The organism is Spirillospora sp. NPDC000708 (assembly GCF_040299565.1).
GTDB lineage: Bacteria > Actinomycetota > Actinomycetes > Streptosporangiales > Streptosporangiaceae > Spirillospora.
The window spans coordinates 71,132-95,702 of record NZ_JBEPCJ010000009.1 but is presented as its reverse complement, the minus strand read 5'-3'; the positions used below and the strand labels follow the sequence as shown (position 1 = coordinate 95,702).

19 protein-coding genes are annotated in these 24,571 nt (G+C 75.1%); 14 read left to right on the top strand and 5 right to left on the bottom strand.

Going from position 1 to position 24,571, the window contains the following annotated elements; translation table 11 throughout:
- The first annotated feature begins 22 nt into the window (after positions 1-22).
- The 3 genes from ABT299_RS09500 (at position 23) to rfbH (ending at position 2,447) form a co-directional block, all read left to right on the top strand.
- Complete coding sequence (locus ABT299_RS09500; RefSeq protein WP_190853210.1) at positions 23-433, top strand: winged helix-turn-helix transcriptional regulator; 411 nt, start codon at positions 23-25, stop codon at positions 431-433.
- 34 nt (positions 434-467) lie between these two features.
- A complete protein-coding gene (locus ABT299_RS09495) occupies positions 468-974 on the top strand; it encodes a GNAT family N-acetyltransferase (protein WP_500250343.1) in 507 nt (168 codons plus the stop codon).
- A gap of 168 nt (positions 975-1,142) precedes the next feature.
- Positions 1,143-2,447, top strand: a complete 1,305-nt coding sequence (rfbH, locus tag ABT299_RS09490; RefSeq protein ID WP_500250342.1) for a lipopolysaccharide biosynthesis protein RfbH — start codon at positions 1,143-1,145, stop codon at positions 2,445-2,447.
- A gap of 18 nt (positions 2,448-2,465) precedes the next feature.
- Here rfbH and ABT299_RS09485 read toward each other — a convergent pair whose 3' ends face one another.
- Complete coding sequence (locus tag ABT299_RS09485) at positions 2,466-2,921, bottom strand: winged helix-turn-helix transcriptional regulator (protein WP_500250341.1); 456 nt, start codon at positions 2,919-2,921, stop codon at positions 2,466-2,468.
- Positions 2,922-3,004: 83 nt separating this feature from the next.
- Positions 3,005-4,024: an LLM class flavin-dependent oxidoreductase gene (locus ABT299_RS09480; protein ID WP_500250340.1), complete on the bottom strand. Its 1,020-nt coding sequence runs from the start codon at positions 4,022-4,024 to the stop codon at positions 3,005-3,007.
- Positions 4,025-4,225: 201 nt separating this feature from the next.
- On the opposite strand from ABT299_RS09480, the gene ABT299_RS09475 reads away from it, so the two are divergent.
- The 10 genes from ABT299_RS09475 to ABT299_RS09430 all read left to right on the top strand — a co-directional run bounded on the left by ABT299_RS09475 (position 4,226) and on the right by ABT299_RS09430 (position 18,693).
- On the top strand, positions 4,226-6,979 hold the full coding sequence (locus tag ABT299_RS09475; RefSeq protein WP_500250339.1) for a family 78 glycoside hydrolase catalytic domain: 2,754 nt from the start codon (positions 4,226-4,228) through the stop codon (positions 6,977-6,979).
- A 95-nt stretch (positions 6,980-7,074) separates the two neighbouring features.
- Positions 7,075-8,049 carry an ABC transporter permease gene (locus tag ABT299_RS09470; RefSeq protein ID WP_433153561.1) on the top strand — a complete coding sequence of 325 codons (975 nt, stop codon included), beginning with the start codon at positions 7,075-7,077 and terminating at the stop codon, positions 8,047-8,049.
- Positions 8,050-8,054: 5 nt separating this feature from the next.
- Complete coding sequence (locus tag ABT299_RS09465) at positions 8,055-8,960, top strand: ABC transporter permease (protein WP_190853196.1); 906 nt, start codon at positions 8,055-8,057, stop codon at positions 8,958-8,960.
- Positions 8,957-10,639, top strand: coding sequence for a dipeptide ABC transporter ATP-binding protein (locus tag ABT299_RS09460; protein WP_500250338.1), 1,683 nt, complete (start codon positions 8,957-8,959; stop codon positions 10,637-10,639). Before ABT299_RS09465 ends, ABT299_RS09460 begins: the two co-directional genes overlap by 4 nt.
- A gap of 35 nt (positions 10,640-10,674) precedes the next feature.
- Positions 10,675-12,312 carry an ABC transporter substrate-binding protein gene (locus ABT299_RS09455; RefSeq protein WP_500250337.1) on the top strand — a complete coding sequence of 546 codons (1,638 nt, stop codon included), beginning with the start codon at positions 10,675-10,677 and terminating at the stop codon, positions 12,310-12,312.
- Complete coding sequence (locus tag ABT299_RS09450) at positions 12,309-14,429, top strand: hydantoinase/oxoprolinase family protein (RefSeq protein WP_500250336.1); 2,121 nt, start codon at positions 12,309-12,311, stop codon at positions 14,427-14,429. The genes ABT299_RS09455 and ABT299_RS09450 overlap by 4 nt, the downstream gene beginning before the upstream one ends.
- Positions 14,426-16,099 (top strand): hydantoinase B/oxoprolinase family protein, encoded by a 1,674-nt coding sequence (locus ABT299_RS09445; RefSeq protein ID WP_500250335.1) that lies wholly within the window; start codon positions 14,426-14,428, stop codon positions 16,097-16,099. Before ABT299_RS09450 ends, ABT299_RS09445 begins: the two co-directional genes overlap by 4 nt.
- Before the next feature lie 49 nt (positions 16,100-16,148).
- Positions 16,149-17,357, top strand: coding sequence for a macrolide family glycosyltransferase (locus ABT299_RS09440; protein WP_387025226.1), 1,209 nt, complete (start codon positions 16,149-16,151; stop codon positions 17,355-17,357).
- Positions 17,354-18,238 carry an SDR family NAD(P)-dependent oxidoreductase gene (locus ABT299_RS09435; protein WP_500250334.1) on the top strand — a complete coding sequence of 295 codons (885 nt, stop codon included), beginning with the start codon at positions 17,354-17,356 and terminating at the stop codon, positions 18,236-18,238. The genes ABT299_RS09440 and ABT299_RS09435 overlap by 4 nt, the downstream gene beginning before the upstream one ends.
- 50 nt (positions 18,239-18,288) lie before the next feature.
- Positions 18,289-18,693, top strand: a complete 405-nt coding sequence (locus ABT299_RS09430) for a TIGR03618 family F420-dependent PPOX class oxidoreductase (protein ID WP_151595713.1) — start codon at positions 18,289-18,291, stop codon at positions 18,691-18,693.
- 64 nt (positions 18,694-18,757) lie between these two features.
- Here the strand turns inward: ABT299_RS09430 and ABT299_RS09425 are convergent, their stop codons facing one another.
- Positions 18,758-19,315 carry an NADPH-dependent FMN reductase gene (locus ABT299_RS09425; protein ID WP_500250333.1) on the bottom strand — a complete coding sequence of 186 codons (558 nt, stop codon included), beginning with the start codon at positions 19,313-19,315 and terminating at the stop codon, positions 18,758-18,760.
- Between the two features lie 155 nt (positions 19,316-19,470).
- On the opposite strand from ABT299_RS09425, the gene ABT299_RS09420 reads away from it, so the two are divergent.
- On the top strand, positions 19,471-20,898 hold the full coding sequence (locus ABT299_RS09420) for an MFS transporter (protein WP_500250332.1): 1,428 nt from the start codon (positions 19,471-19,473) through the stop codon (positions 20,896-20,898).
- On the opposite strand, the gene ABT299_RS09415 is transcribed toward ABT299_RS09420, so the two are convergent.
- The gene (locus ABT299_RS09415) at positions 20,889-23,693 is read right to left on the bottom strand and encodes an ATP-binding protein (protein ID WP_500250331.1); all 2,805 of its coding nucleotides are present in this window, start codon (positions 23,691-23,693) and stop codon (positions 20,889-20,891) included. The genes ABT299_RS09420 and ABT299_RS09415 overlap by 10 nt on opposite strands.
- A 79-nt stretch (positions 23,694-23,772) precedes the next feature.
- On the bottom strand, positions 23,773-24,570 hold the full coding sequence (locus tag ABT299_RS09410) for a shikimate dehydrogenase family protein (protein ID WP_500250330.1): 798 nt from the start codon (positions 24,568-24,570) through the stop codon (positions 23,773-23,775).
- Between the last annotated feature and the right edge of the window lies 1 nt (position 24,571).

The following is a 24,571-nucleotide window of genomic DNA, read 5'->3' as shown; positions in this document are numbered from 1 at the left end:
GGGACCGGAAGAAGGAACTTTCATGTCCACTGACGTGCCGTCCGCTCGCCCGGTGACGTCCGGAGCGGTGGAGCGCGGGGTCGTCGTCACCGCCGCCGAGTACGGCGCGTGCCCGGTGACGGGCGTCCTGCGGCGCGTCGGCGACAAGTGGAGCCCGGCGGTCATCCGGCTGCTCGCCGACCGGCCGCACGGCTTCAACGAGCTGGACCGCGCCATCGAGGGGATCAGCCGCCGCGTGCTCACCCGCACCCTGCGGACGCTGGAGGAGGAGGGGCTCGTGAGCCGCACTCCTGCTCCCGGCAGGGCGGGCCGCGTGGAGTACGCCCTGACCGAGGTGGGAGCGTCGCTGCGCGAGCAGCTCGCCGCGCTGGGCCGGTGGGCCGCCGAGCACGCCGCCGAGCTGCCCCGGATGGCATATATTCCTACTGATTAACTTGGAAAAGCCTCGATCCTCTGGGGGATGTCCGATGCGGATGGCGGATGACCTGGGCTACGAGGTTCGCGCCACCGGGTGGGACGATCCCGACGCCGCGAAACTGCGGGACGCGATGCAGGCGGAGATGGAGAGCCGGTACGCCGACCGGGTCGCGGAGATCCTCGCCGCGGCGGCGGACCCGGAGCGGAAGGTGGACGGCACGCTCGGCGTCGAGGCCGAGCAGGTGGTGTACGTCGGCGTCGCCTACGCCGGCGGGACCGCGATCGGCCACGTCGCGTTGCGGCGCTACGGCGACGGCGTCGAACTGAAGCGGATGTACGTCGCGCCCGCGCATCGCGGTTCGGGGGCCGCCACCGCGCTGCTGGCCGCGGCGGAGAGGGCCGCCCGGTCCCTCGGAGCGTCCCGCGTCGTCCTGCAGACGGGGGACCGGCAGCCGGACGCCGTCCGGCTGTACGAGCGCGAGGGCTACACCCGTATTCCGGTCTTTCCGCCGTACGAGTGGCTGACTTTCTCGATCTGCATGGAGAAAACCCTCTGACGGTGCCGCCCCGCGACCGGCGACGGGCGGCCGGATTGCGGTACCCCGGCGAATTCACCGTTCGCGTTTCATCCGGACGATAAGGGGGGCCTACAGGGGACGCGGAAGCGCGGTCCATCGCTTTGATGGGGCGAGGAGCGTGCTTCGTGGCGCCGCCTGGAGGCGATGATGGGTGACTCCCAGGACCTGATCCTGGAACTGGTCCGCGAATACCACCGTGAGAGGGAACGGAGCCGGCGTTTCGTCCCGGGCGAGACGCTCGTGATGCCCTCGGGCGCCGACCTGAACGAGGACGACCGCGTCGCGCTGGTCGAGGCCGCGCTCACCATGCGCATCGCCGCGGGCCCGAGCGCGCTCGCGCTGGAGCGGGAGCTGGGACGGACCCTGCGGCGCCGCAAGGTCCACCTGACCAACTCGGGGTCCTCGGCCAACCTGCTGGCGCTGACCGCGCTGACGCAGCCGGAGATCGGCGCCGACCGGCTGAAGCCCGGCGACGAGATCGTCACGGTCGCGGCGGGTTTCCCGACGACGGTCAACCCGATCCTGCAGAACCAGATGGTGCCGGTCTTCGTCGACGTCGAGCTCGGCACCTACAACACCACGGCCGAGCGGGTCGCCGAGGCGATCGGCCCCCGGACCCGCGGCATCATGATCGCGCACGCGCTCGGCAACCCCTTCCCGGCGGCCGAGGTGGCCGAGCTGGCCGCCGAGCACGGCCTCTTCTTCGTCGAGGACAACTGCGACGGCGTCGACGCGAAGTACCGGGGGCGGCCGACCGGGACGTTCGGCGACTTCAGCACCGTGAGCTTCTACCCCGCCCATCACCTGACCATGGGCGAGGGAGGCTGCGTCACCACCGACCGGCCGAGGCTCGCGCGGATCGTGGAGTCGCTGCGCGACTGGGGCCGGGACTGCTGGTGCGAGCCGGGGGCCTGCGACACCTGCGGCAAGCGCTACACCCAGCAGTTCGGGGACCTGCCGTACGGCTACGACCACAAGTACACGTTCTCGCACGTGGGCTACAACCTGAAGACGACGGACCTCCAGGCGGCGCTGGGGCTCTCGCAGCTCAAGCGGCTGCCGGAGTTCGGCGCCGCCCGGCGCCGCAACTGGCGGCGGCTCCGCGAGGGCCTGGACGGCCTGCCGGGCCTGCTGCTGCCCGAGCCCACGCCCGGCGGCGATCCCAGCTGGTTCGGCTTCGTCATCACCGTCGCCGGCGACGCGCCGTTCGACCGGGACGAGATCGTCGCCCACCTGGAGGACCGGCGGATCGGCACCCGGATGCTGTTCGCCGGCAACCTCACCCGGCAGCCCGCCTACCGGGGCCGGGAGTACCGGGTGTCGGGGAGCCTCGCCAACAGCGACGTCATCACCGCGCGCACCTTCTGGATCGGGGTCTTCCCCGGCCTCACCGACGAGATGATCGACTACGTGATCGGCACGATCAGGGACTTCGTCACGAGCCGGCGGTAGCCCGCGGCACGCCGCGCGTCACGCCCGCGGCTCGGTCGGGACCCGGGCCGCGGGCTCGGCGTGCTCGTCCTGCCCGGCGTGCTCGTCCTGCCGGGCGGCCTCGCCGCCGTCGTAGGCGGCGCGCGCGGCGGCGATCTTCGCGTGGTTGTTCTCGGCCCAGGCCGAGAGGGCGCGGGTGGAGGCGAAGAGCTCCTCGGCGAGGGCCGTTGCGGTGTACTCGACCTGCGGGGGCACGGTGGGGTGGACGGTGCGGGTGATGAGCCCGTCGCGCTCCAGCGTGCGCAGCGTGAGGGTCAGCATGCGGCGGCTGATGCCGGGGATCGACCGGTGCAGTTCGGCGAACCGGATGGGCCCGTCGCTCGCCGCCGCGATGATCGCGATTCCCCACTTGCTGCCGACCCGGTCGAGGGCGTCGCGGAAGGCGGCGCACGTGTCGGGCTCGACGTCGTCGGGCAGCCGAGATCCTGCTGTCATCGGTTCCCTTCCCCGGTGCGGACGCCTCAGCGTCGCACGCGCCCGTCCGTGCGGGCAACCGATGCCCGCCCGGCAGGGGCGGGTCAGGGGGGCGGATCGGGGAGTGCGGTGCGCAGGACCGGCGCCACCTCGGTCGCGAGCAGTTCGAGGGAGGTCCGGTGGTCGTGCTCCGACAGGCCGTCGGGGTCGACGCTGACCACGATGAGCGAGTGGCCGAACACCTCGTGCTGGCGGTGCACCTTGTCGATGATCTGCTCGGGGCTGCCGACGAGCGCCGGCGAGCGCGCGACGAACTCCTCCACGGTGGGGAACGCCGGGCGGGCGCCGATGCCGCGCTGCATCGCGACCAGGCGCTCGTAGGCCGGACGGTACGCGGCGACCGCCGCCTGCGAGGTCTTCGCCACGAGGAACCCCGGCGTGCCCGCGCCGGTGAAGAGCCGGTCGGCGGGACGGCCGCGCCGCGCCCATTCGGCGCGGTAGTGCTCGACCAGGGGACGGGCGCTCTCGCTGGACAGGCCCGCGTTGGAGAACACCACGGGGTCGCCGTACTCGGCGGCGAGGGCCACCGACTCCGCCGACGACGAACTCCCGTGCCAGATCCTGGGGCGCCCGCGCAGCGGCCGGGGGAGGGTGCGCACGCCGTCCAGGCGCGGCCGCCGCCCCGCCGGCCAGGAGACCTCGTCCCTGGTCCACAGCTCGTGCAGGAGCCGGAAGTTGTCCGCGAGGGCGGGGCGCTGCTCGTCGGGCGCCAGGCCGAACATCGCGCCGCCCGGCCCGGCGCCCTTGCCGACGATCAGCTCCAGCCGCCCGCCGGACAGCTGGTCCAGGGTCGCGTAGTCCTCGGCGACCCGCACGGGGTCGAGCATCGACAGCAGGGTCACCCCGGTGAACAGCCGGATCCTGCTGGTCAGCGCCGCCACGTGGGCGAGGACGACCGGGGGCGCGCTGGAGAGGAACGGCCAGTGGTGGCGTTCGCCCACCCCGAAGCCGTCGAAGCCGAGCTCCTCCATGTACCGGGCGGTGGCGACCGTGCGGCCGAAGCTCGCGCGCGTCGCGGCGGGCTCGTCCGCGCCCGCGGAATCCAGGAAACGGATGGGAGCCACCCCGAAGAACTTCACGATCGGTACCGCCGTATTCCCATTCGTGCGCGCCCGCGATTCAGTTGAAGGCGGATCGCCTTTCTCCAGTCGCCAAACGTAGGCGGTGGGCGACGGCGCCGGAAGAAGGAACATTGCTGTTACCACCCCGTCCCGTGCTTTCCTGTGCGCACACGCGATCTGGAATGGTCCGAAAGGGGGTGGGGTGTGTCCGCGCCGACCGATCTGCGGCTGGAGCACCGGCCCGCGGCGCTGGGGCTGACCGAGCGGTCGCCCCGGCTGAGCTGGCGGCTGCCGCCCGGGACCCGGACGCAGCGGGCCTACCGGATCCGCGGCCGGGCGGGCGACCGGCCGTGGGACACCGGATGGGTCGCGTCGGACCGCAGCCTGTTCGTCCCCTACGGCGGCCCGCCGCTCGCGTCGCGGGAGCCCGTGCGATGCGCGGTGCGGGTCCGCACCGACGCCGGCACCAGCGCCTGGTCCGAGCCCGCCGCCTGGGAGATGGGCCTGCTCGATCCGGACGACTGGGCCGCCGCGTGGGTCGGGCCCGCGGAGGACGAGGTGCCGCCGGCGGGCTTCCGGCCCGGCTACCTGCTGCGCGGCGAGTTCACGGTCGACCGCCCGGTGGTCCGGGCGCGGGTGTACGCCACGGCGCACGGCCTGTACGAGCTGTTCCTCAACGGCGAACGGGTCGGGGACGCCGAACTCGCCCCCGGCTTCACCGCCTACCGCGACCACCTGCACGTCCAGGCGTACGACGTGACCGCCGCGGTCCGCGCCGGCGCCAACGTGCTCGGCGCGGTCCTCAGCGACGGCTGGTTCCGCGGCCGGACCTCCTACCACCGCCTTCCCGACGGGTTCGGCGACCGCACCGCGCTGCTGGTCCAGCTGCACGCCGACCATGAGGACGGGACGTCCACGGTGGCGGGGACGGGCCCGCGCTGGCGGTCGGCGGTCGGGGCCGTCAAGGCGGCCGACTTCTTCGACGGCGTCGCCGCCGACCTCCGCGACGAGCCGGCCGGGTGGAGCGCCCCCGGGCCGGTCGAGGGCGGCTGGGCGCCGGTCGCCGTGCGCGAGCGCCCGGCGGCCCGGCTGGTGTCCTCGCCCGCTCCGCCGGTGCGGCGGCTCCAGGAACTGCGCCCGGTCGCGATCACCCGGCCGGAGCGGGGCCGGCACATCATCGACTTCGGCCAGAACCTCGGCGGATGGGTGCGGCTCACCGACCTCGGACCGCGCGGGACGGTGCTGTCGCTCACGCACGCCGAGGCGCTCACACCGGACGGCACCGACGTCAACACCGCCAGCGGGCAGGCCACCCTGCACTGGTACACGCCGGCGCGCGGGATCCAGACCGACCGGGTGGTCTCGGCCGGTCCGGACGGCCCGGCCTTCGAGCCGCGGCACACCCGGCACGGCTTCCGCTACCTGCGCGTCGACGGGCATCCCGGCCCCCTCACCGCCGACGCCGCGACGGCGGTCGCGGTGAGCTCCGACCTCCCGCGCACGGGCTGGTTCCGGTGCAGCGATGAGCGCCTCGACCGGCTCCACGAGATCGCCTACTGGACCTACCGCAACCAGGCGTGCGACGTCCCGACGGCCGAGATCACCCGCGAGCTCGCCGGCTGGACCGACTTCGGGTGGAACATCCGGGGCGCCCGGCTGCTGAACGACGTGTCCGGGCTGAGCGCCAAGTGGCTGGCGGACCTCGCCGCCGACCAGTGGCAGGACGGGACGGTGCGCAACTACGCGCCCGACCCCCTCGGCCCGCGCAGCCTGACGGCGCGGTTCGCGATCCCGCACGGCCAGGCGGGCTTCGGCGACGCGGCCGTGGTGGTGCCCTGGGAGACGTGGCGGGCCTACGGCGACGACGGCCTGCTGGAGCGGCAGTACCCGTCGATGACCGCGTGGGTCGACCGCGTGGCCCGGATCGCGCGGGACCGCAGGCACCCCGACCGGCGCGAGGTGCGGCCCGTCCCGGCACCGCACGAGGAGTTCCTCTGGGACACCGGCTACCACTTCGGGGAGCACCTCGAACCCGCGCCGCCGCAGCGCCCGGTGTCGCCGCAGCGGCCGGCGTCGCTCGGCGGACGGCGCACCACCTGGGCCACCGACCTGGACTCCTTCACCGCCGCCGTGGTCGAGGAGATGGAGTCCCGCGACCACGCGGCGTTCGCCACCGCCTACTTCCACCGGTCGGCCCGGCTGCTGTCCAGGATCGCGGGCGTCCTCGGCCGGACCGGGGACGCCGAGCGGTACGGGCGCCTCGCCGATGACGTCCGCGCCGCGTGGCAGGCCGAGTTCATCACCGCCGACGGGCGGCTGGCCTGCGACACCCAGGCGACGCACCTGCGCGCGCTCGCCTACGGCCTGGTGCCCGAGGCGCTGCGGGCGCGGACCGCGGACCGGCTGGCGGAGCTGATCCGCGCCGCCGGCACGCGGCCCGGCACGGGGCTGCCGACGACGCATCTGCTGCTGCCCGTCCTCGCCGACAACGGCCACCTCGACCTCGCCTACGAACTCCTGCTGCGCTCCGGGCCCCGGTCCTGGATGTCGGTGATCGACAACGGCGGCACCACGTTCTGGGAGACCTGGGACGGCATCGCCCCGAACGGCGCCACGATGCTGGCGCTGAACATGCCGACGCGGGCGAGCGTCGTCGAGTTCCTGCACGGCCACGTCGCCGGCGTGCGGCTCGACCCCGAGCTGCCCGCCTACCGGCGGTTCCGGGTCGAGCCTCGGCCGGGCGGCGGCCTGACCTGGGCCGAGGTGAAATACGACTGCCCCTACGGCCGGATCGAGGCCGGGTGGCGCGCCGAGCGGGGCCGCTTCTCGCTGGAGGTCACGGTCCCGCCCGGCACGACGGCCGAGGTGGTGCTCCCCGACGGCACGCGGGCGGAGGCAGGCCCCGGCGCCCATGCGTTCGCCGCGCGGGCGGCGCCCGCCGATTCAGGGGTGGCGTAGGGGGTCGCGGAAGGGGGTCCGCATCTGCCGTTCACGGCAGCCTGGGCATGGATCGGAATCGCCGGAACCGCCGGCGGAGGAAGGGCTTCGAATCGATGGCGCGGTTTCTGGGCGGACGAGTGCTCCAAGGGCTGTTCGTGCTCTGGGCGGCCTACACGCTCTCGTTCGCCGTTCTGTACGCGCTGCCGAGCGACCCGGCGGCGATCGCGGCCGGCGCCAACAACAGCGTCACACCGGAGCAGCTCGCCCAGCTCCGGCATGAGATGGGCCTCGACCGCCCGCTGATGGAGCAGTACCTGACCAAACTGGGCGGGGCGCTGCACGGGGACCTCGGCCGGTCGCTCCAGTCCGGCGAGCCGGTGACGTCCCTGATCGGGCGGGCGCTCCCGCCGACGCTCGCGGTGGCGGGGGCGGGGCTCGTCCTCGGGGTGCTCCTCGGGACGGCCCTGGCGGTGCTGGCCACCGTGACCGGCTCCCGCCGGCTCCGGCGGACGCTGCTAAGCCTGCCGCCTCTCGGCGTCGCGATCCCGGCCTTCGTCATCGGGCTGCTCCTGCTGCAGTGGCTCTCCTTCACCTGGAACGTCTTCCCCGCGATCGGGGAGGGCGGGCTCCGCGGGCTGGTGCTGCCCGCCGTCACCATCGCCGTCCAGCCCGCGGCGCTCATCGGGCAGGTCCTGGCGAAGAGCATGGGCGACGAGCTCGGCAAGGACTACGTGGCCGTCGCCCGCGCCAAGGGCGCGGGGCCGCTCCGGACGAACGTCCGGCACGTCCTGCGCAACGCCGCGCTCCCCGCCCTGACGCTGGCCGGGCTGCTCGTCGGCGGGCTGCTCACCGGCGCGATCGTGGTCGAGGCGGTGTTCTCCCGCAACGGCCTCGGCCAGGTCACCCAGGGCGCGGTGGCGGCCGAGGACCTGCCCGTCGTGCAGGGCGTGGTGCTGCTGGGCGCGCTGGTGTTCGTCAGCGTCAACCTCGCCGTCGACCTGCTCTACCGGGTCCTCGATCCGCGGCTCGCGGTCGCGCGGCGCCCCGCCGGGCGCTTCGCGCTGTCCGGCCTCGCGGGCCGGGGGTGAGCGGGATGTCGGTCACCGACGTCGCCCTGCCGGCCGGCGAGCGCTTCCCGGAGCCGGGTCCCGCGCCGCGGAGCGCGGGCGGCCTGCTGCGCTCGCTGGCGCACCTGCTGCGCGACCCCGGGCTCGCCCTGGCGCTCCTCTGGGTCGGCCTCGTCGTGGTCGCGGCCGTCGCGCCGGCGCTGCTCGCCCCCGGCGACCCGCTGGCCGTCGACACCGCCGCGCACCTGCACGCCCCGTCGCCCGGCCATCCGTTCGGCACCGACCGGCTCGGCCGCGACCTGTTCGCCGAGACGGTGCACGGGACCGGCCGGACGCTGCCGGCGGCGGCGCTCGCGACGGTGATCGGCCTCGGCGCGGGCACGGTGCTCGGCCTGCTGGCGGGGTTCCTGCGCGGCGCGGCCGACCTGGTGATCATGCGCCTGGTCGACGTGCTGCTGGCGATCCCCGGCCTGCTGCTGGCACTGATGCTGGTCTCGGTGCTCGGCAAGGGCGACACGGTCGACGTCGGGATCGCCATCGGCGTGGCCGCCATCGCCAGCACCGCGCGGGTGATGCGCGCCGAGGTGCTGCGCGTCTCCGAGAGCGGGTTCGTGGAGGCCGCCCGGACGGGCGGGGCGCGGTGGACGCGCGTCGTGCTCCGCCACGTGCTGCCGAACTCGATGGGGCCGGTGTGGGTGCTCACCCTGCTGCTGTTCGGCGAGGCGATCCTCGGCGTGACCACGCTCAGCTTCCTGGGGTTCGGCGCCCAGCCGCCGACGCCGGAATGGGGGTCGCTGGTCTCCTCGGGGCGCGACTTCCTCGGCAGCGCCTGGTGGCTGTCCATCCTGCCGGGCACGGTGGTCGCGCTGACCGTGCTGGCCGCCAACCGGGTGTCGCGCGCCTTCGACGGTGAAAGGACGGGACCGCGATGAGCCCGCGTCTCCTGGAGGTCGAGGACCTGGCGGTGCGGTACCGCACGCGCCGCTCGGCCGTCCGCGCGGTGGAATCCGCCAGCTTCGCGGTGGGGGAGGGCGAGACGGTCGCGATCGTCGGCGAGTCCGGGTCGGGCAAGTCCACGACGGCGTACGCGCTGCTCGGCCTGCTGCCGCGGTCGGCCCGCGTCGTCCGCGGGCGGATCGGCTTCGACGGCCGGGACCTCGCGGGACTGCCCGAACGCCGGTGGCGCGAGCTGCGCGGCCGGGAGATCGCGCTCATCCCGCAGGACCCCGGCACGTCGCTCAACCCGGTGCAGCGGATCGGCGCCCAGGTCGCCGAGGCGCTCCGGTTGTCGGGAGGCGCGGACCGGCGCACCGCCCGCGCGCGCACGCTGGAGCTGCTCGCCGACGCCGGGCTTCCCGACCCCGAGGTCCAGGCGCGGCAGTACCCGTCGCAGCTGTCGGGCGGCATGCGCCAGCGCGCCCTCATCGCGATCGCCATCGCGGCGCGCCCCCGGCTCATCGTGGCCGACGAGCCGACGAGCGCGCTCGACGTCACGGTCCAGCGCCGCATCCTCGACCACATCGGCGCGCTGGTCCGCGAGTCGGGCACCGGCATGCTGCTGATCACCCACGACCTCGGCGTCGCCGCCGAGCGCGCCGACCGCGTCCTGGTGATGCGGTCCGGCGCGATCGTGGAGCAGGGCACGCCGGGGGAGGTGCTGTCCGACCCGCGCGACCCGTACACCAGGTCCCTGATCGACGCCGCGCCCGGTCTCGCGCGGACGCCGCGCCGGCACCGCGTCCGGCTGACCGCGATCCCCGGCGGCGCCCCCGGCGACCCGTTCGCCGAGGCGCGCCCCGCCCGCCCGCCGGAGACGGGCGACGGGCCGGACGCGCCCGTCCTGCGCGTCGAGGACCTGGTCAAGGAGTTCCGGCCGCCCCGCGCCGGCGGCCGCGCCGGGGCGATCCGGGCCGTCGACGGAGTGAGCTTCACGATCCCCCGGGGGCGGACCTACGGGCTGGTCGGCGAGTCGGGATCGGGGAAGTCCACCACGGCGCGGCTGATCCTCCGGCTGGCCGATCCGACCGGCGGGCGCGTGTTCCTCGGCGAGGAGGACATCACCGGGACGCGGGGGTCCGCGCAGCGCCTGCTGCGGCGCCGGATCCAGATCGTCCAGCAGAACCCGTTCGCGTCGCTGGACCCGCGGCGGTCGGTCGAGCAGATCGTCACCGACCCGCTGGCGTCCTTCGGGCTAGGTTCGCGGGCGCGGCGCCGCGGCCGGGCGAGGGAGCTGGTGGACCTCGTCGCGCTGCCGGCCTCGGTGCTCGGCCGCCGGCCGGGCGAGCTGTCCGGCGGGCAGCGCCAGCGCGTCGCCATCGCGCGGGCGCTCGTGCTCAACCCCGAGCTGGTCGTGTGCGACGAACCGGTGTCCGCGCTCGACGTCTCCGTGCAGGCCCAGATCCTCGACCTGCTCGCCGCGCTCCAGGCCGAGCTCGGCGTGAGCTACCTGTTCATCTCCCACGATCTGGCGGTGGTCCGGCACATCGCGGACGAGGTGGGCGTGCTGCACCGGGGCCGGCTCGTCGAGTCCGGCCCCACCGAGGAGATCTTCGCGGCCGCACGGCACGGCCACACGCGGGAGCTGCTCGACGCCATCCCCGGCCGCCGCTGACGCGGCCGACCCTCATGACAAGGAGAACCCGGACCGTGTTCCAGATAAAAACGGTCGGAATATTCAAGATAGCGCCGGCCGCCGCGGCCGCGGCGCTGCTGCTGGCCGCGTGCGGCGGCGGCTCGTCGGACGGGGGCTCCAAGGCAGGCGGTCCGCCCAAGGCGGGCGGCACCCTCACCGTCGCGCTCGCCGGCGACCCGGTCAGCATCGACCCGCGCGCCGTCACGCCGCTCGTCCGGGAGGTCTCGCGCCCCATCGTCGACTCGCTGCTGGCGCTCGACCCGGCCACCAAGAAGCCCGTGCCCTGGCTCGCCGAGTCCTTCAAGGCCAACGCCGACGCCACGGAGTTCACCTTCAAGCTGCGCAGCGGCGTCACCTTCTCCGACGGCACGCCGCTGACCGCGAAGGTCGTCAAGGACAACTTCGACGACGTCATCGCCAACAAGGCCAAGGCCGCGGGCTCCACGTCCGTCTCGCTGCTGGAGCAGGGCGGCTACAAGGGGACGGACGCGCCCGACGAGCACACGGTGGTCCAGCACTTCGCCAAGCCGTACCCGACGTGGCCGCTCTGGGCGGCGGGCACCGCCTTCGGCATCCTCGCCCCGAAGACGCTCGCGCTGCCGGTCGCCGACCGCTTCGACAAGATCGTCGGGACGGGGCCGTTCGTGCTCCAGTCGTACACGCGCAACAGCCAGGTGGTGCTCACCAAGCGCAAGGGCTACGCCTGGGGCCCGCGGACCGCTAAGCACGACGGGGACGCCTACCTCGACAAGGTCGTCTACAAGGTGATCACCGAGCCGAGCGTCCGCACCGGCGCGCTGAAGACCGGCCAGGTGCAGCTCGCCGGCGCGCTCAACCCCTCCGACATCGCGCCGGTCCGCAGGGCCGGGTTCTCCATCGTCGCGCAGCGCAACCCGCGGCTCGCCGAGGGCCTGGTGGTGACCGGAGCCGACCGCCCGCCGCTGGACGACGCGGCCGTCCGGCAGGCGCTGGTGAAGGCCGTCGACACCGGGCAGATCCGCGACACGCTGCTCACCCCCGAGTGGGGCGTGCCCAACAGCGTCGTCACCGGCGCGGTCGTCGGCCACGCCGACGAGAGCGCGCTCCTCAAGCCGGACCAGAAGGCCGCGGCTGCGCTGCTCGACAAGGCCGGCTGGGTTCCCGGCGGCGACGGCATCCGGGCCAAGGGCGGCAAGCGCCTCACCCTGTCCCTGGGCTGGCTCGACCGCGGCAACCCGTGGGACCAGCCGCTCGTCGAGCTCGTCACCGCCCAGTACAAGAAGATCGGCGTGGAGCTGAAACCGCAGCTCGCGACCGCGGCCCAGTCGGTGGAGGCGCTGAAGGCGCACAAGTGGGACCTGTTCCTGTCCGGCGTCGCCGGCGGCCTGGACGCCGGGGTGAGCCTGCTCGGCACGTTCAGCACCGCGCCGCCGAACTTCTACAACGTCCAGGACGCCCCGCTGCAGCCGCTGCTGGCGAAGCAGGCGACCACCACCGACGAGGCCGCCCGCGCCAAGATCCTGGCCGACGCCCAGCAGCGCATCATCTCCCAGGGGCTGTACACGCCGCTGGTGGAGGACACCGCCGTGGTCGCGGTCGGCAAGAAGGTGCACGGCTTCGCCCTCGACGCCGACTCCCGGCTGCCCACCCTGCAGGACGTCTGGCTGTCGTGACCTACCGCATCGCCGTGGACGTCGGAGGCACGTTCACCGATCTGGCGCTGCTCGGCCCGGACGGCGTGGAGCTGGACCACAAGACCGGCTCCACGCCGGACGAGCCGGCGGACGGGGTCGTCGCGGGCCTCGGCGGCCTGGCCGAGAAGGCGGGGCTGCCGCTCGCCGGGCTGCTCGCCCGCACCGGCGTCATCGTCCACGGCACGACCATCACCACCAACGCGCTGGTCACCGGCACCGGCGCGCGGACCGGGCTGCTGGCGACCGAGGGCCTGCGCGACGTCCTGCTCGCGCGGCAGGGAGCGCGTGCCGAGCAGTTCGAGTCGCGGTCGGCGCCGCCCGCGCCGCTCGTGCCACGCCACCTGATCGAGACCGTCCGGGAACGGGTGGACCGCACCGGCGAGGTGACGGTGCCGCTGGACGAGGAGGGCGTGCGGCGCGCGGCGCGGCGGTTCCGGGAGGCCGGCGTCGAGGCGGTCGCCGTCGCCTTCGCCTTCTCCTACCTCAACGACGCGCACGAGCGGCGGGCGGCCGGGATCCTCGCGGCGGAGCTGCCCGGGACGTTCCTGTCGGTGTCGTCGCGGGTGGCGCCCGAGGTCCGGCTGTACGAACGCACCTCGACGGCGGTGCTGAACGCCTACGTCGGCCCGGTGCTGCGCGACCACCTGGACCGGCTGGCACGGCGCCTGGCGGACCTCGGCCACGCAGGACGGGTGCTGATCGTCCAGTCCAACGGCGGGGTCGTGGATCTGGACCGGGCCGCCGAGCGCGCCGTGGACACGCTCCTGTCGGGACCGGCGGGCGCGCCCGCCGCCGTGGCGCGCGTCGTCGCCGAGTTCGGGGTGCCCGAGGCCCTGACGATCGACATGGGCGGCACGAGCTTCGAGGTCAGCCTGTCGTCGGGCGGCGCCACCGGGATCACCACGCGGGCCGAACCGGCGGGCCACCCCGTCTCGGTGCCGATGCTCGACATCGCCACGATCGGCGCGGGCGGGGGCTCGGTGGGCTGGACGACCCCGGGCGGCCTGCTGCGCGTCGGCCCGGCGAGCGCCGGGGCCGACCCCGGCCCGGCCTGCTACGGGCGCGGCGGCCGGGACGCGACGGTCACCGACGCCGACCTGCTCCTCGGGCATCTCGCGGGCGGGTTCGGGGACGGCCTCGAACCGTCGGCCGAGCCGGCGGGCCGCGCGATCGGGGACCTGGGGCGGCGCCTCGGGCTCGGGACGGTCGAGACGGCGGCGGGCGTCCGCCGCGCGGTCGACGCGGAGATGGCCGACGGCCTGCGGCTGGTGATCGCCCGGCACGGGCTGGACCCGCGCCGGCTCGCGCTCGTCGCGGCCGGCGGCGCCGGGCCCGTGCACGCCGTGCAGCTGGCCCGCGACCTGGGGATCCCGCTGGTCGTGGTGCCGGCGGGCGCTTCGGTGCTGTGCGCCCGCGGCATGCTCCGCGCCGACCTGGTCCGCTACTACGTGCACACGCTGCTCGGGCGCGGGCGCGACCCGCGCGCCACCGGAGCCGGCCCGGACGAGGTCGCCGCCGCGTTCGCCGGGCTGGAGGAGCGTGCGAAGGCGGATTCGGCGGCCGGCGGGCCGGCGCCGGCGGACCTCCGGTTCACCCGGCTGGCCGACGTCCGGTACGTCGGCCAGGTCCACGAGGTCACGGTGGCGTTCCCGCCCGGAACCCGCGACGGCGCCGCGGCGCTGGACGGGCTCATGGCCGCCTTCCACGAGAGCCACGAACGGCTGTACGGCTTCGCGCAGCCGGAAGCGCCCGCGGAACTGGTCAACCTCCGGCTGGAAGCGCGCGCGCCCACCCCCTCGCCCCCGTCCACGGGCGTTCCGGCGACCGCCCGCGCACGGCCGGGCGGGGACGGGACGCAGCGGGCCTGGTTCGACGGCGCCTTCCAGGAGGTGCCCGTCCGGAGCCTGGAGGCGGTGCCGGTGGACGAACGTCAGAACGGGCCCGCGCTGCTGGCCGGCTCGGGCACGACCATCGTGGTCCCGCCCGGGTTCGCGTACGAGGTCACCGCAGGCGGAACGACCCTGATGTTCGCGGCCGGCCGCGAACGGGCCGAGGTGCTGGCCGCGCTGCGCGGCGTGAAGGAGGCGGTCCGGTGACGGCGGCGATCCTGGCCTCGGTGGTCGACAACCGGCTGCACGCCATCGCCGCGCGGATGGCCGACGCGATGCTGCGGTCCTGCCGGTCCGCGGCGTTCCAGAGCCGCGACTTCGTGACCGGGATCTTCGACGCCGACGGCGCGTGGATCGCCACCAAGGACTTCATCCCGGTCCTCGCCGGGTCGCTGCCCAGCGCCTACGAGGGCGTCCTCGCCAAGTTCGCCGGCGACGTCGGCGAAGGCGACGTCTTCGTGCTCAACGACCCGTACCACGGCAACAACCATCCGCCTGACGTGACCGTCCTCAAACCGGTCTTCCACCGCGGCGTGCTCCGCTTCTGGACCGCGACCAAGGGCCACCACGCCGACGTCGGCGGCAGCGGTGGCGAGCTCGGCTACAACCCCGGCGCCCGCGACTGCTACGAGGACGCGCTCCGGATCCCGCCCGTCCGGCTGTACCGGCGCGGCGTGCGGCAGGACGACGTCTGGGACCTGATCCTGCTGAACCTCCGGCTCCGCGACGCGGTCGAGGGCGACCTGCACTGCCAGATCGGGGCGGCCGCGCTCGGCGAGCGCGAGCTGGTCGCGATGCTCGACGCGTTCGGCGTCGAACCGGTCCTGGAGGCCGTGCGGTTCCAGCTCGCGGCCGCGGCCCGGCACATGCGGTCGGAGATCGCCCGCTGGCCGGACGGGGTGTACGAGACCGTCCGCCACCTCGACGACGGCGGCGAGCACCACCGCGAGCCGATCGCGGTGCGGCTCCGGCTCACCGTGGCGGGGGAGCGCGCCGTCTTCGACTTCACCGGGTCCGACCCGCAGGTGACCGGGTACGCGAACTCGACCCGCGCCAACACCGTCGCCTCGGCGCTCGTCGCGCTGTTCGCGGTGACCGACCCCGCGCAGCGCCGCACCAGCGGCGCCCTCTCGGCGATCGACGTGCTGACCCGCCCCGGCACGATCGCGCACGCGGTCGAGCCCGCCGCGACCACGCTGTGCACGATCACCGCGTGCGAGGCGATCGTGGAAGCGGTGTGGCTGGCCCTCGCCCAGGCCGACCCGGCGCTCACCCACGCGGGCTGGTGCCGGGGGTACGCGTTCGCCGCCGTCGGGATCGACGAGCGGACCGGCCGGCCGTTCGGCGCCACCGGCGCGCTCAAGGGCGGCTCCGGGGCCGTCCTCGGGTTCGACGGATGGGACGCGATCGGGCCGCCGGTCGCCATGGGCGGCGGCCGCGAGGTGGACGTCGAGCTGCACGAGCTCGCCGCGCCCGCGACCATCCTGCACCAGGGCTTCGCGACCGACTCGGCGGGCGCGGGACGGTGGCGCGGAGGGCTCGGCGGGTTCTCGCGGTGGCGCATCGACCAGGACGGCGTCCGCGTCGTCTGCATCGGCTCGGGCGCGCTGGAGCAGACGGTGCCGTACGGCCTGGCGGGCGGCCTGCCCGCTCCGGCGAACCGCGGCGTCGTGCGGCACCGCGACGGGCGGGTCACGGTGCCGCGCACCAACAGCACGCTCGTGCTGGAGCGCGGCGACGTCATCGAGATCCACACCTCCGGTGGCGGCGGCTACGGCGATCCCCGGGAGCGGTCACGCGAAGCCGTCCTCGCCGACGTCCGCGACGGCCTGGTGTCGGAGGCCGCCGCCCGGGACGTGTACGGCCTCTCCCCCTGACGTGCCTCTTCGCCTGACGTGCCGCGCGGCGGCGGATCGGAGCATCGCCATGACCCTGCACCTCCTCGTCCTCGACATCCCGTCCAACGGGCACGTGCTGCCGAAGCTCGACCTCGTCGACCGTCTGGTCCGGCGCGGTCACCGGATCACCTACGTGGTGGCGGGCGGCCCCGCCGACCGGGTGCGGCGCTTCGGAGCCGAGGTCGTCACCTATCCCTCCCTGAACCCTCTGGCGAGCCTGGCCGAGGACGACCCGGCCGCGGCCACCCGCGCGTTCTTCCGCGAGAACCTGGAGATCCTGCGCGCCGCGCGCGAGCACTTCGGCGACGAGCGCCCCGACGCCGTCGCCTACGACGAGGCGGCCTTCCAGGCGGGACGCCTCCTGTCCGGCCTGTGGGGGCTGCCGCCCGTCCTGCTGACCCCGAGCGTCGTGTCGAACGAGCACTACTCCTACTTCGACCACATGGAGCGCCTCGCGCCCGGCCACCGGCTGGCCGACCCGGTCGAGGAGATCGCCGAGGCGCTCGCCGGGTTCGGGCTCGGCGACCGGCTGGAGGACTTCCTGTGGAGCACCCGGCGGGTCCGGGAGCTGACGATCTCGTTCGTCCCGCCCCGCATGCAGCCCGAGCACGAGACCTTCGACCCCGAGCAGGTCGTGTTCGTCGGGCCGAGCGTCGAGAAGCGCGACTTCCTGGGCGCCTGGACCCCGCCGGCGGGCGCCGGCCGCGTGGCGTTGGTGTCCCTGGGCAGCGTCCGCAACGGCGACGCCGGATTCTTCGAGACGGTGGCCCGCGCGTTCGCCGGGACGGCGTGGCACGTCGTCGTGACCGTGGGGGACGGCCTCGATGACGCGGACGTCGAGCGGCTCGCCGGCCTCGCGCCGAACGTGGAGGTCCACCGCTGGGCGTCCAACGTCAGCGTCCTCGAGCACGCGGACGTGTTCGTGACCCACGGCGGCAGCGGCTCGCTGGTCGAGGCCTGGTACACCGCGACGCCGGTCGTCATCGTCCCTCCGGCCGCCGACTTCCTCCCGTATGCCGACCGGACCGTGGAGCTGGGCGCGGGCCGCGTCATCGACCCCGCCGAGCTGGACGCGGACCGGCTCGTCGCCGAGGCGACCGCGGTCGCGTCGGACGCCGCGGTGGTCCGGCGGATGCTGGAGCTCCAGGCGCACGCCCGGGCCGCCGGGGGCGCGCGGCGCGCGGCGGACGTCATCGAGGCCCGTCTCGGCGTCCCGGCGCGGAAGGCGGCGTCGTGACCGCGCGGCCGCCCGCCGGAGCGGTGATCGTCACCGGCGCCGGGTCGGGGGTCGGGGCGAGCACGGCCGTCGCGCTCGCCGAGCGCGGCTTCCGGGTCGTGGCGGCCGTCCACTCCCTCGACCGCGTCGCGGGCCTCGACGCGCTGACCGCCCGGTCCGGCGCCGAGATCCACGTCGCCGAGCTCGACGTCACCGACGAGGCGTCGATCGCGCCGTTCGTGGACGGCGTCGCGGCCCGCCACGGCGGCCTCCACGCCGTCGTCAGCAACGCGGGCGTCACGGGCGTCGACACGTTCGAGAACGAGGACCTCGCGAGCTACCGCAGGATGTTCGAGGTGAACGTGTTCGGCCCGGTCAAGCTGCTCAAGAGCGGCCTCCCGCACCTGCGCGCCGGCGGCGGCCGGTTCATCGCGGTCGGCAGCGTCGCGGGCGTGCTCGGGCTGCCGTTCCAGGAGGCCTACGCCGGGTCGAAGTTCGCGCTCGAAGGGATCCTCGAAGGCTTCGCGCCCGTGGCGCGGCGCGTCGGGGTCGCGGTGTCGGTCGTGGAGCCGGGTCCGATCGACACGGACGCCGTCCGGAAGACGGACTGGGCGCGCGTCTTCGCCGGGGCCGGGCCGTACGAGCGGATCTTGCGGCAGTACGTCGACCACGCGGCCGCGGGGCAGGGCGCGCTGCCGGGGTTGCCCACCGCCCAGACGGCGGCCGAGGTCGCCTCCGCGATCGCCGATCTCCTGGCGTCCGCTGATCCGCCGTTCCGCTGCCAGACCTCCGCCGGCGCCCGCCTCCTCGTCGCGCGGAAACTCGCGGACGTGGACGGCTCGGCCGCCGCCGCGGTCATCGGCCGGTGGCTGGACGCCGCCCCTCCCGGACCGGGGGAATAGGGGGGTGATCAGGGGAGCCCGGGGACCGTTCCCGAATATACCTTTGCCGCATGGCTGAGAAACTCGATGAGAAGACCCGGGCATTCGTCGACAACAAGAATTTCCCCGTGGTCGCCACCGTGAACGAGGACGGGAGCCCGCATTCCTCGATCGTGCTGATCAAGCGCGACGAGGACGACTCCCTGCTGTTCGTGACGCACGCCGGCCGCCGCACCGAGCGCAACATCTCCCGCGACCCGCGGGTCAACCTCTCGGTGTTCGACATCGAGAACCCGGTCACCTCGATCGAGATCCGCGGCACCGCGAAGGTCCTGGAGGGCGGCGGCAAGGAGCTGGCCGACGAGCTCACGCTGAAGTACCTCGACGAGGTCCACGACGTGGACGACGTCTCGCGGGTGGTCGTCCGCATCGTCCCGCACAAGGTCATCGCTTTCCCGCCGGAGCCCGCGAAGTGACGTCCGGGCCGTACGACGGCGAGGGCGGGCGCCCGACCGGGCGCCCGCCCTCGCCGTGCGGGGCTCACTGCCGGACGGTGGCCAGCGCCTTCGACCAGGACTCCAGCTGGTTCAGCACGCGCTCCAGCTCGGCCTCGCGGAACTCCTGCGGGGCGAACTCGGGGTAGTTCGGGAAGTCGCCCGGGATGAGCAGGGTGACCTGCGCGGCCACCGACGCCACGCTCAGCTCCGTCGCGACGAGCCGCAGCTGCTCCACGGCCCGGGCGGCGCCGACGGCGCCGTAACCGACGAAGCCGACCGCCTTGTTCGCCCACTCGGCGTGCACGAAGTCGAACGCGTTCTTCAGCGCGGCGGGCGGCGCGTGGTTGTACTCCGGCGTGATGACGAGGAAGCCGTCGTACCCGGCGACGATCCCGGCCCAGCGCTTGGTGTGCTCGCCGGCGTACTGGCCGACGGCCGCGGGGATCTGCTCGTCGTAGAGCGGCAGGCCCTGCTCGGCGAGGTCGACGATCTCGTACTCGGCCCCGGTGCGCCCGGCCGCGACCTTGTGCACCCACTCGGCCACCGGGCGCCCGATCCGGCCCGGCCGCGTGCTGCCCACGATAATGGCGATCTTCGTCATTTCTTCCACTCCCTGTGCTTCGGGTGGGTCCATCCTTCACCACTCTCCGAGAAGGGCGGAAGAAGGCACTTTTCCTTCCCGTGGTTACATCGATGTTCCTTCTTTTCGAATGCGGCTCCGGGTGGCACGATCACGGCAAAAGAATGGGAGGCGGGATGGACGTCGCGGAGACCGCGGTACGGACCGGGCGCTCCCCCTGGCCCGCCCTGGCGGTGCTCGCCACCGGGCAGCTGATGCTGATCGTCGACGGGACGGGCGTGGCGGTGGCGCTGCCGCGGATCCGCGCCGACCTCGGCCTCGCCGGCGCGCAGCTGTCCTGGGTCGTCAACGGGTACCTGGTCGCCTTCGGCGGGCTCCTGCTGCTGTGCGGCCGGCTCGGCGACCTGCTCGGGCGGCGGCGGGTCTTCCTCGGCGGCATCGCGGTGTTCACGGCGGCCTCGGCGGCGTGCGGCGCGGCCGGCGGCGCGACGGCTCTGGTGGTCGCGCGGTTCGTGCAGGGCGTCGGATGCGCGATGGCGGGCTCGGTGATCACCGGCATGGCGGTGGTGCTGTTCCCCGAGGGCCGGGAGCGGGTCCGGGCCATCACGGTGATCGCGTTCGTCGCGGCGGGCGGCGGGTCGGTCGGCGCGCTCGGCGGCGGGCTGCTCACCGAGCTGCTCGGGTGGCCGTGGATGTTCCTGGTCAACGTGCCCATCGGCGCGCTGCTGCTGCTCTTCGGCCGCCGCACGCTGCGCCCGGACCGCGGCATCGGCTGGGCGGCGGGCGCCGACCTGCTCGGCGCGGCGCTGGTCACCGCCGGGCTGATGCTCCTGGTCTTCGCGATCGGCTCCCTCGGACCCGGCGGCTCCGGCGCGGCGGTCACCGCCGTGCCGGCCGCGGCCGGGCTCGCCCTGCTCGCGGGCTTCGTGCTCCGCCAGCGGCGGGCCGCGGCCCCGCTGCTGGACCTGGCGGTCTTCCGCTCGCGGGCCTGGACGGGAGGGAACGCGCTGCAGGCGCTGTTCGTCGGCGCGATGTTCGGCTTCCAGTACCTGGTCACGCTGTACCTCCAGGAGGTGCTCGGCCTCGACCCGCTGGAGACCGGGCTCGCCTACCTGCTGGCGTCCGCCGTGATCGGGGCGACCTCGCTGGCGCTCGCGGAGCCGCTGATCGTCCGCTTCGGGGTCGGCCGCGTCCTGCCGGCGGGGCTCGCCGCCGGGATCCTGGCGTTCGGCTGGCTGGCGCGGGCACCGGCGTCGGGCACCTACGCGGTGGACGTGCTGCCCGCGATGCTGGCGCTCGGCGTCTCGGCGGGCCTGGTCCTGCCGGCGGCCACCGCGCTCGCCATGACGGGCGCGTCCGCCGCCGACTCCGGGGTCCGCTCCGGGGTGATCGGCACCGCGCAGCAGGTCGGCGGGGCGCTGGGGCTCGCGGGCATGGCGGCGCTGGCCGCGGCCGGGACCCGGCACGCCGGAGCGGCGGACGGGCCGGCCGCGCTGGCGCACGGGTACCGGATCGGCTTCGCCGCGGGCGCGGTGCTGCTCGCGCTCGCGCTGGTGATCGCCCTGCTGCTGTCGCGGGGCGGCCCGGCGGCGGCTCAGCGGTAGGTGGCGACCGGTGACCCGTCCACGCGCCGGGGCAGCGGGCGGTGGAACGCGGCGGCCCAGGACGGCGCGGCGCGGGCACGCCCGCGGCGCAGGTCGTGGGCGGCGCGCCGGCACCGGGCGGCGGTGTCGTGGGCGCCTGCCGCGGCGGCCCGGCGCTCGGCGGCGAGGAGCGCGTGATGGGCCTGCCGCGCCGTGTCGTACGCCAGGTCGGGCGAGTTGAGGATCACGAGGAGCCGGTAGTGGTGGACGAGGAGGTCGGCCTGGTCCGCGGGCAGCGTGTCGACCCAGTCGATGGCGCGCCGGTGCCGGGCGATCCGCTGGCTGCGCGGCAACTGGGCATGGGCGACCTCGCGGAGGAGCGGCTGCCGGATGGCGTACTCCGGCGCGCCGGAGCGGTCCGACGGCCGCCGCACGAGGAAGTCCTTGCGCTCCAGGGCGTGCAGGGTCTCGGCGGTCTCCTCGATGGTGCGGGCGGAGACGGCGGCCACGCCCTCGGCCCGGAACCCGCTCTCCGGGAAGGTCGTGGCGTCCCGCAGGACGGCCCGTTCGGGGAGCGGGAGCGTGTCGATCCGGGCGGCGACGAGGGCGCGCAGCGGCCCGGGGACGGGGGCGCCGTCGTAGGCGCCGTGGCAGGCGTCGCCGGCGTACCCGCGCACGGCCCGCGCGTACTCCTCGGCGTGCCGCGGGTTGCCGCCGACCAGCGTGAGCATCGCGGGGTCGGCGGGCCGGGGCAGGAGCGCGCGCGCCTCCTCGTCGGACAGCGGGTCCAGGGTGAGCGTGGTGACGTCGCGCTTCCCGCATCCCCAGCGCGTCCTGCGCTGCCGCAGTTCGGGCCGGGCGGTCGCCACGATGAGGACCGGCACCCGGGCGAGCTGCTCGGTCAGGTCCTCGACCTGGTCCAGCAGGACCGTGCCGGCGCGGTGCAGGTCCTCCAGGACGATCGTGAGGGGGCCGTCCAGCGCGAGGTCGGCGACGTGCCGGCGCCAGGCGGCCGCTCCGGCCTCCGCGGGAAGGCGCTCGATCAGCCGGGCCGTCTCGGCGCCGTCCGGCCGCGACCGCACCGCGTCGGCGAGCGGGGCGAGGACCCCGCCCGCGTACGGCGGGGTGCGGCCGACGAGCACGGACCCGGGGACGTCCGCGGCGAACTCGGCCATCAGGCGGCTCTTGCCGATGCCGGGCTCGCCGAGGACGGTGACCAGGTGCGGGCGCTGCCTGCGGCGCACGTCGCCGAGCAGGCCGCGGAGGATCTCCAGGTCCCGGTCCCGGCCGACCAGCGGCCCGGTGCGCGCCGGGACGGGCGTCCACGGCAGCGGTCCGTGCCCGGGTGCGACGGGGACGCCGCCGGCCGGGTCGTCCTCCGGCGCGGCGGCGTGCAGGCCGGCGGCGCGGGCGGTCACCGGGCAGACCCGGATACCGCCGGGCGGCGCGTGGGCCAGCAGCCGCTCGGCGGAGTGCGGCACCGTCCCCGCCAGCTGCGCGGGAGACGGGTCGTGCTCGTCCCGGTAGGTCGCGAGGACGTCGCCGGTGGCGACGGCGATCCGGACGCCGAGGAACGCCGCGACCCGGTCGTCGATCCGCGCGCGGACGGCGCGGGCCGTGCGGACGGCGCGCTCGGGGTCGTCCTCGTGCGAGCGCGGGAAGCCGAACAGCACGGGGCGGACCGAGCCGAGCGTCTCGCGCACGGCCCCGCCGAAGCGGCGGGCCTCCTCGGCGATGATCCGGGCGAGGTCGTTGAGCGTCTCGTCGACGCATTCGGACGAGCCGTGCACCACGTCCACGCGGGTGCGCACCAGCAGCACGCTGGCCCGCTTGCGCTCGGAGACGGGACGCTCGGAGGCGGGGCGCTCGGCGTCGCCGGCGCGACCGCCGCCGGGGACCCGGTCGCGCGCGTCGGCGGCCTTGCCGCACGGTGTCCTGGCCGGCGGCGCGATCGCGGGGCGGTCCGGCGCGCCCTGCGCACCCGCCGCGCCCTGTGCACCCGCCGCGCCGGGGGCCGCGCCCTCCGGAAGCGTGCCGCCCGCGATGCCGGGCGCCGTCCCGCGCGCGAGGGCGAGCCGCGGGTCCTGGTTCAGGATGTCGCGTTCCAGCCGCCTGAGCTCGGGGCCGGGGTCCAGCCCGAAGCCGTCCCGCAGGACGTCGCGGAGGTCCTGGTAGACCGCCAGCGCCTCGCGCTGGCGCCCGCCCCGGTAGAGCGCCAGCATCAGCAGGCCGCACAGCCGCTCGCGCGCGGGCTCCTCGTCGACCAGGGACGTCATCTCGCCGATCAGCTCGTGGTGGCGGCCGAGGGCGAGTTCGGCCTCGAGGCAGTCCTCCAGCGCGGCGAGCCGCGCCTCCTCGAGGACCGTCAGCTCGGGCCACGCGGTGACGGAGTCGATGACGTCGGCCAGCGCGGGGCCGCGCCACAGCGCGAGGGCCTCGCGCAGGCGCCGGGCCGCGGGCTCCCACGCCTCCGCGCGGAAGTCGGCGCGGCCCCGTTCCACCAGCGTGCGGAAACGGGTGACGTCGATGAGGCCGGGGTCGAGGCGGAGCAGGTATCCGGGCGAGGCGGTCTCCAGCGCGCAGGAGCCGTCGGCGGGGAGCGCGCGGCGCACTCCGGCGACGGCGTTCTGCACCATCTTGCGCGCGGTGGGGGGCACGGGATCGTGCCACAGGGCGCGGATGAGGTCGCCGGTGGACACCACGGTCCCGGCGTGCAGCAGCAGATAGCCCAGGACCGCGCGCTGGTTGACCCCTCCGAGCGGGACGGGCCGGCCGTCCCGCACCACCTCCAGCGGACCGAGCAGGCTGAATCGCAAGGGGGTCCCCCTGTCGACCGTCTCGTCTTGGCGGGTATTTCATACTAATTCTATCGATATTGGCTGCAATTGGAAGCGGTCAACCCCCGAGGCCGAAGTAGGACGCGTAACACTCCAGCTGGTGATCGAGCGTGTGGGATCCGTGATGGACCGCTCGGCCGTGCGCGGCCGCGGCCCGCAGCAGCGGCGTCTCGGCGGGGCTCATGACGATGTCGGCGACCACCCCGCCCGGCGGCACCAGGGCGGGGTCGAAGGGCAGCGGGTCGCCCGCGCGCATCCCGAGGGGGGTGGCGTTGACGGCGATGTCCGCGTCCTCGACCCGGGGGACGGCCGAGCCGGACGCGCGGCCCGGCCAGCGTGCGGCGAGGCGGGCGAGCAGCGCGCCGAGGCGCCGGGCGTCGGTGTCGCAGACCGACAGGCGGGCCGCCCCGTTCTCCAGCAGCGCCGCCGCCAGCGCGGCGCCCGCTCCGCCCGCGCCCACCAGCGAGACGCGCCGGCCCGCCGGGTCGTGGCCGCACGCGCGCAGCCCGCGGACGAAGCCGACGCCGTCGAAGTTGTCGGCGTGCCAGCGGCCGTCCGGCTCGCGGCGCAGGGCGTTCGCGCTGCCGGTGAACGCGGCCGCCGGGGCCAGCTCGTCGGCGTACCGGCAGATCTCGATCTTGTGCGGCACGGTGACCAGCAGGCCGTCGAGGTTGCCGACGCGCCGCAGCCCGCCCACCACCGGGGCGAGGTCCGCCGGCCGGACGTGCACCGGGACCAGCACGGCGTCCCGGCCGAGCCGCTCCAGCAGCGGGTTGACCAGCGCCGGGGCCCGCACCTGCTCGACCGGATCGCCGAGGACGGCCAGCAGCCGGGTCGTGCCGGTGATGCGCCCCATG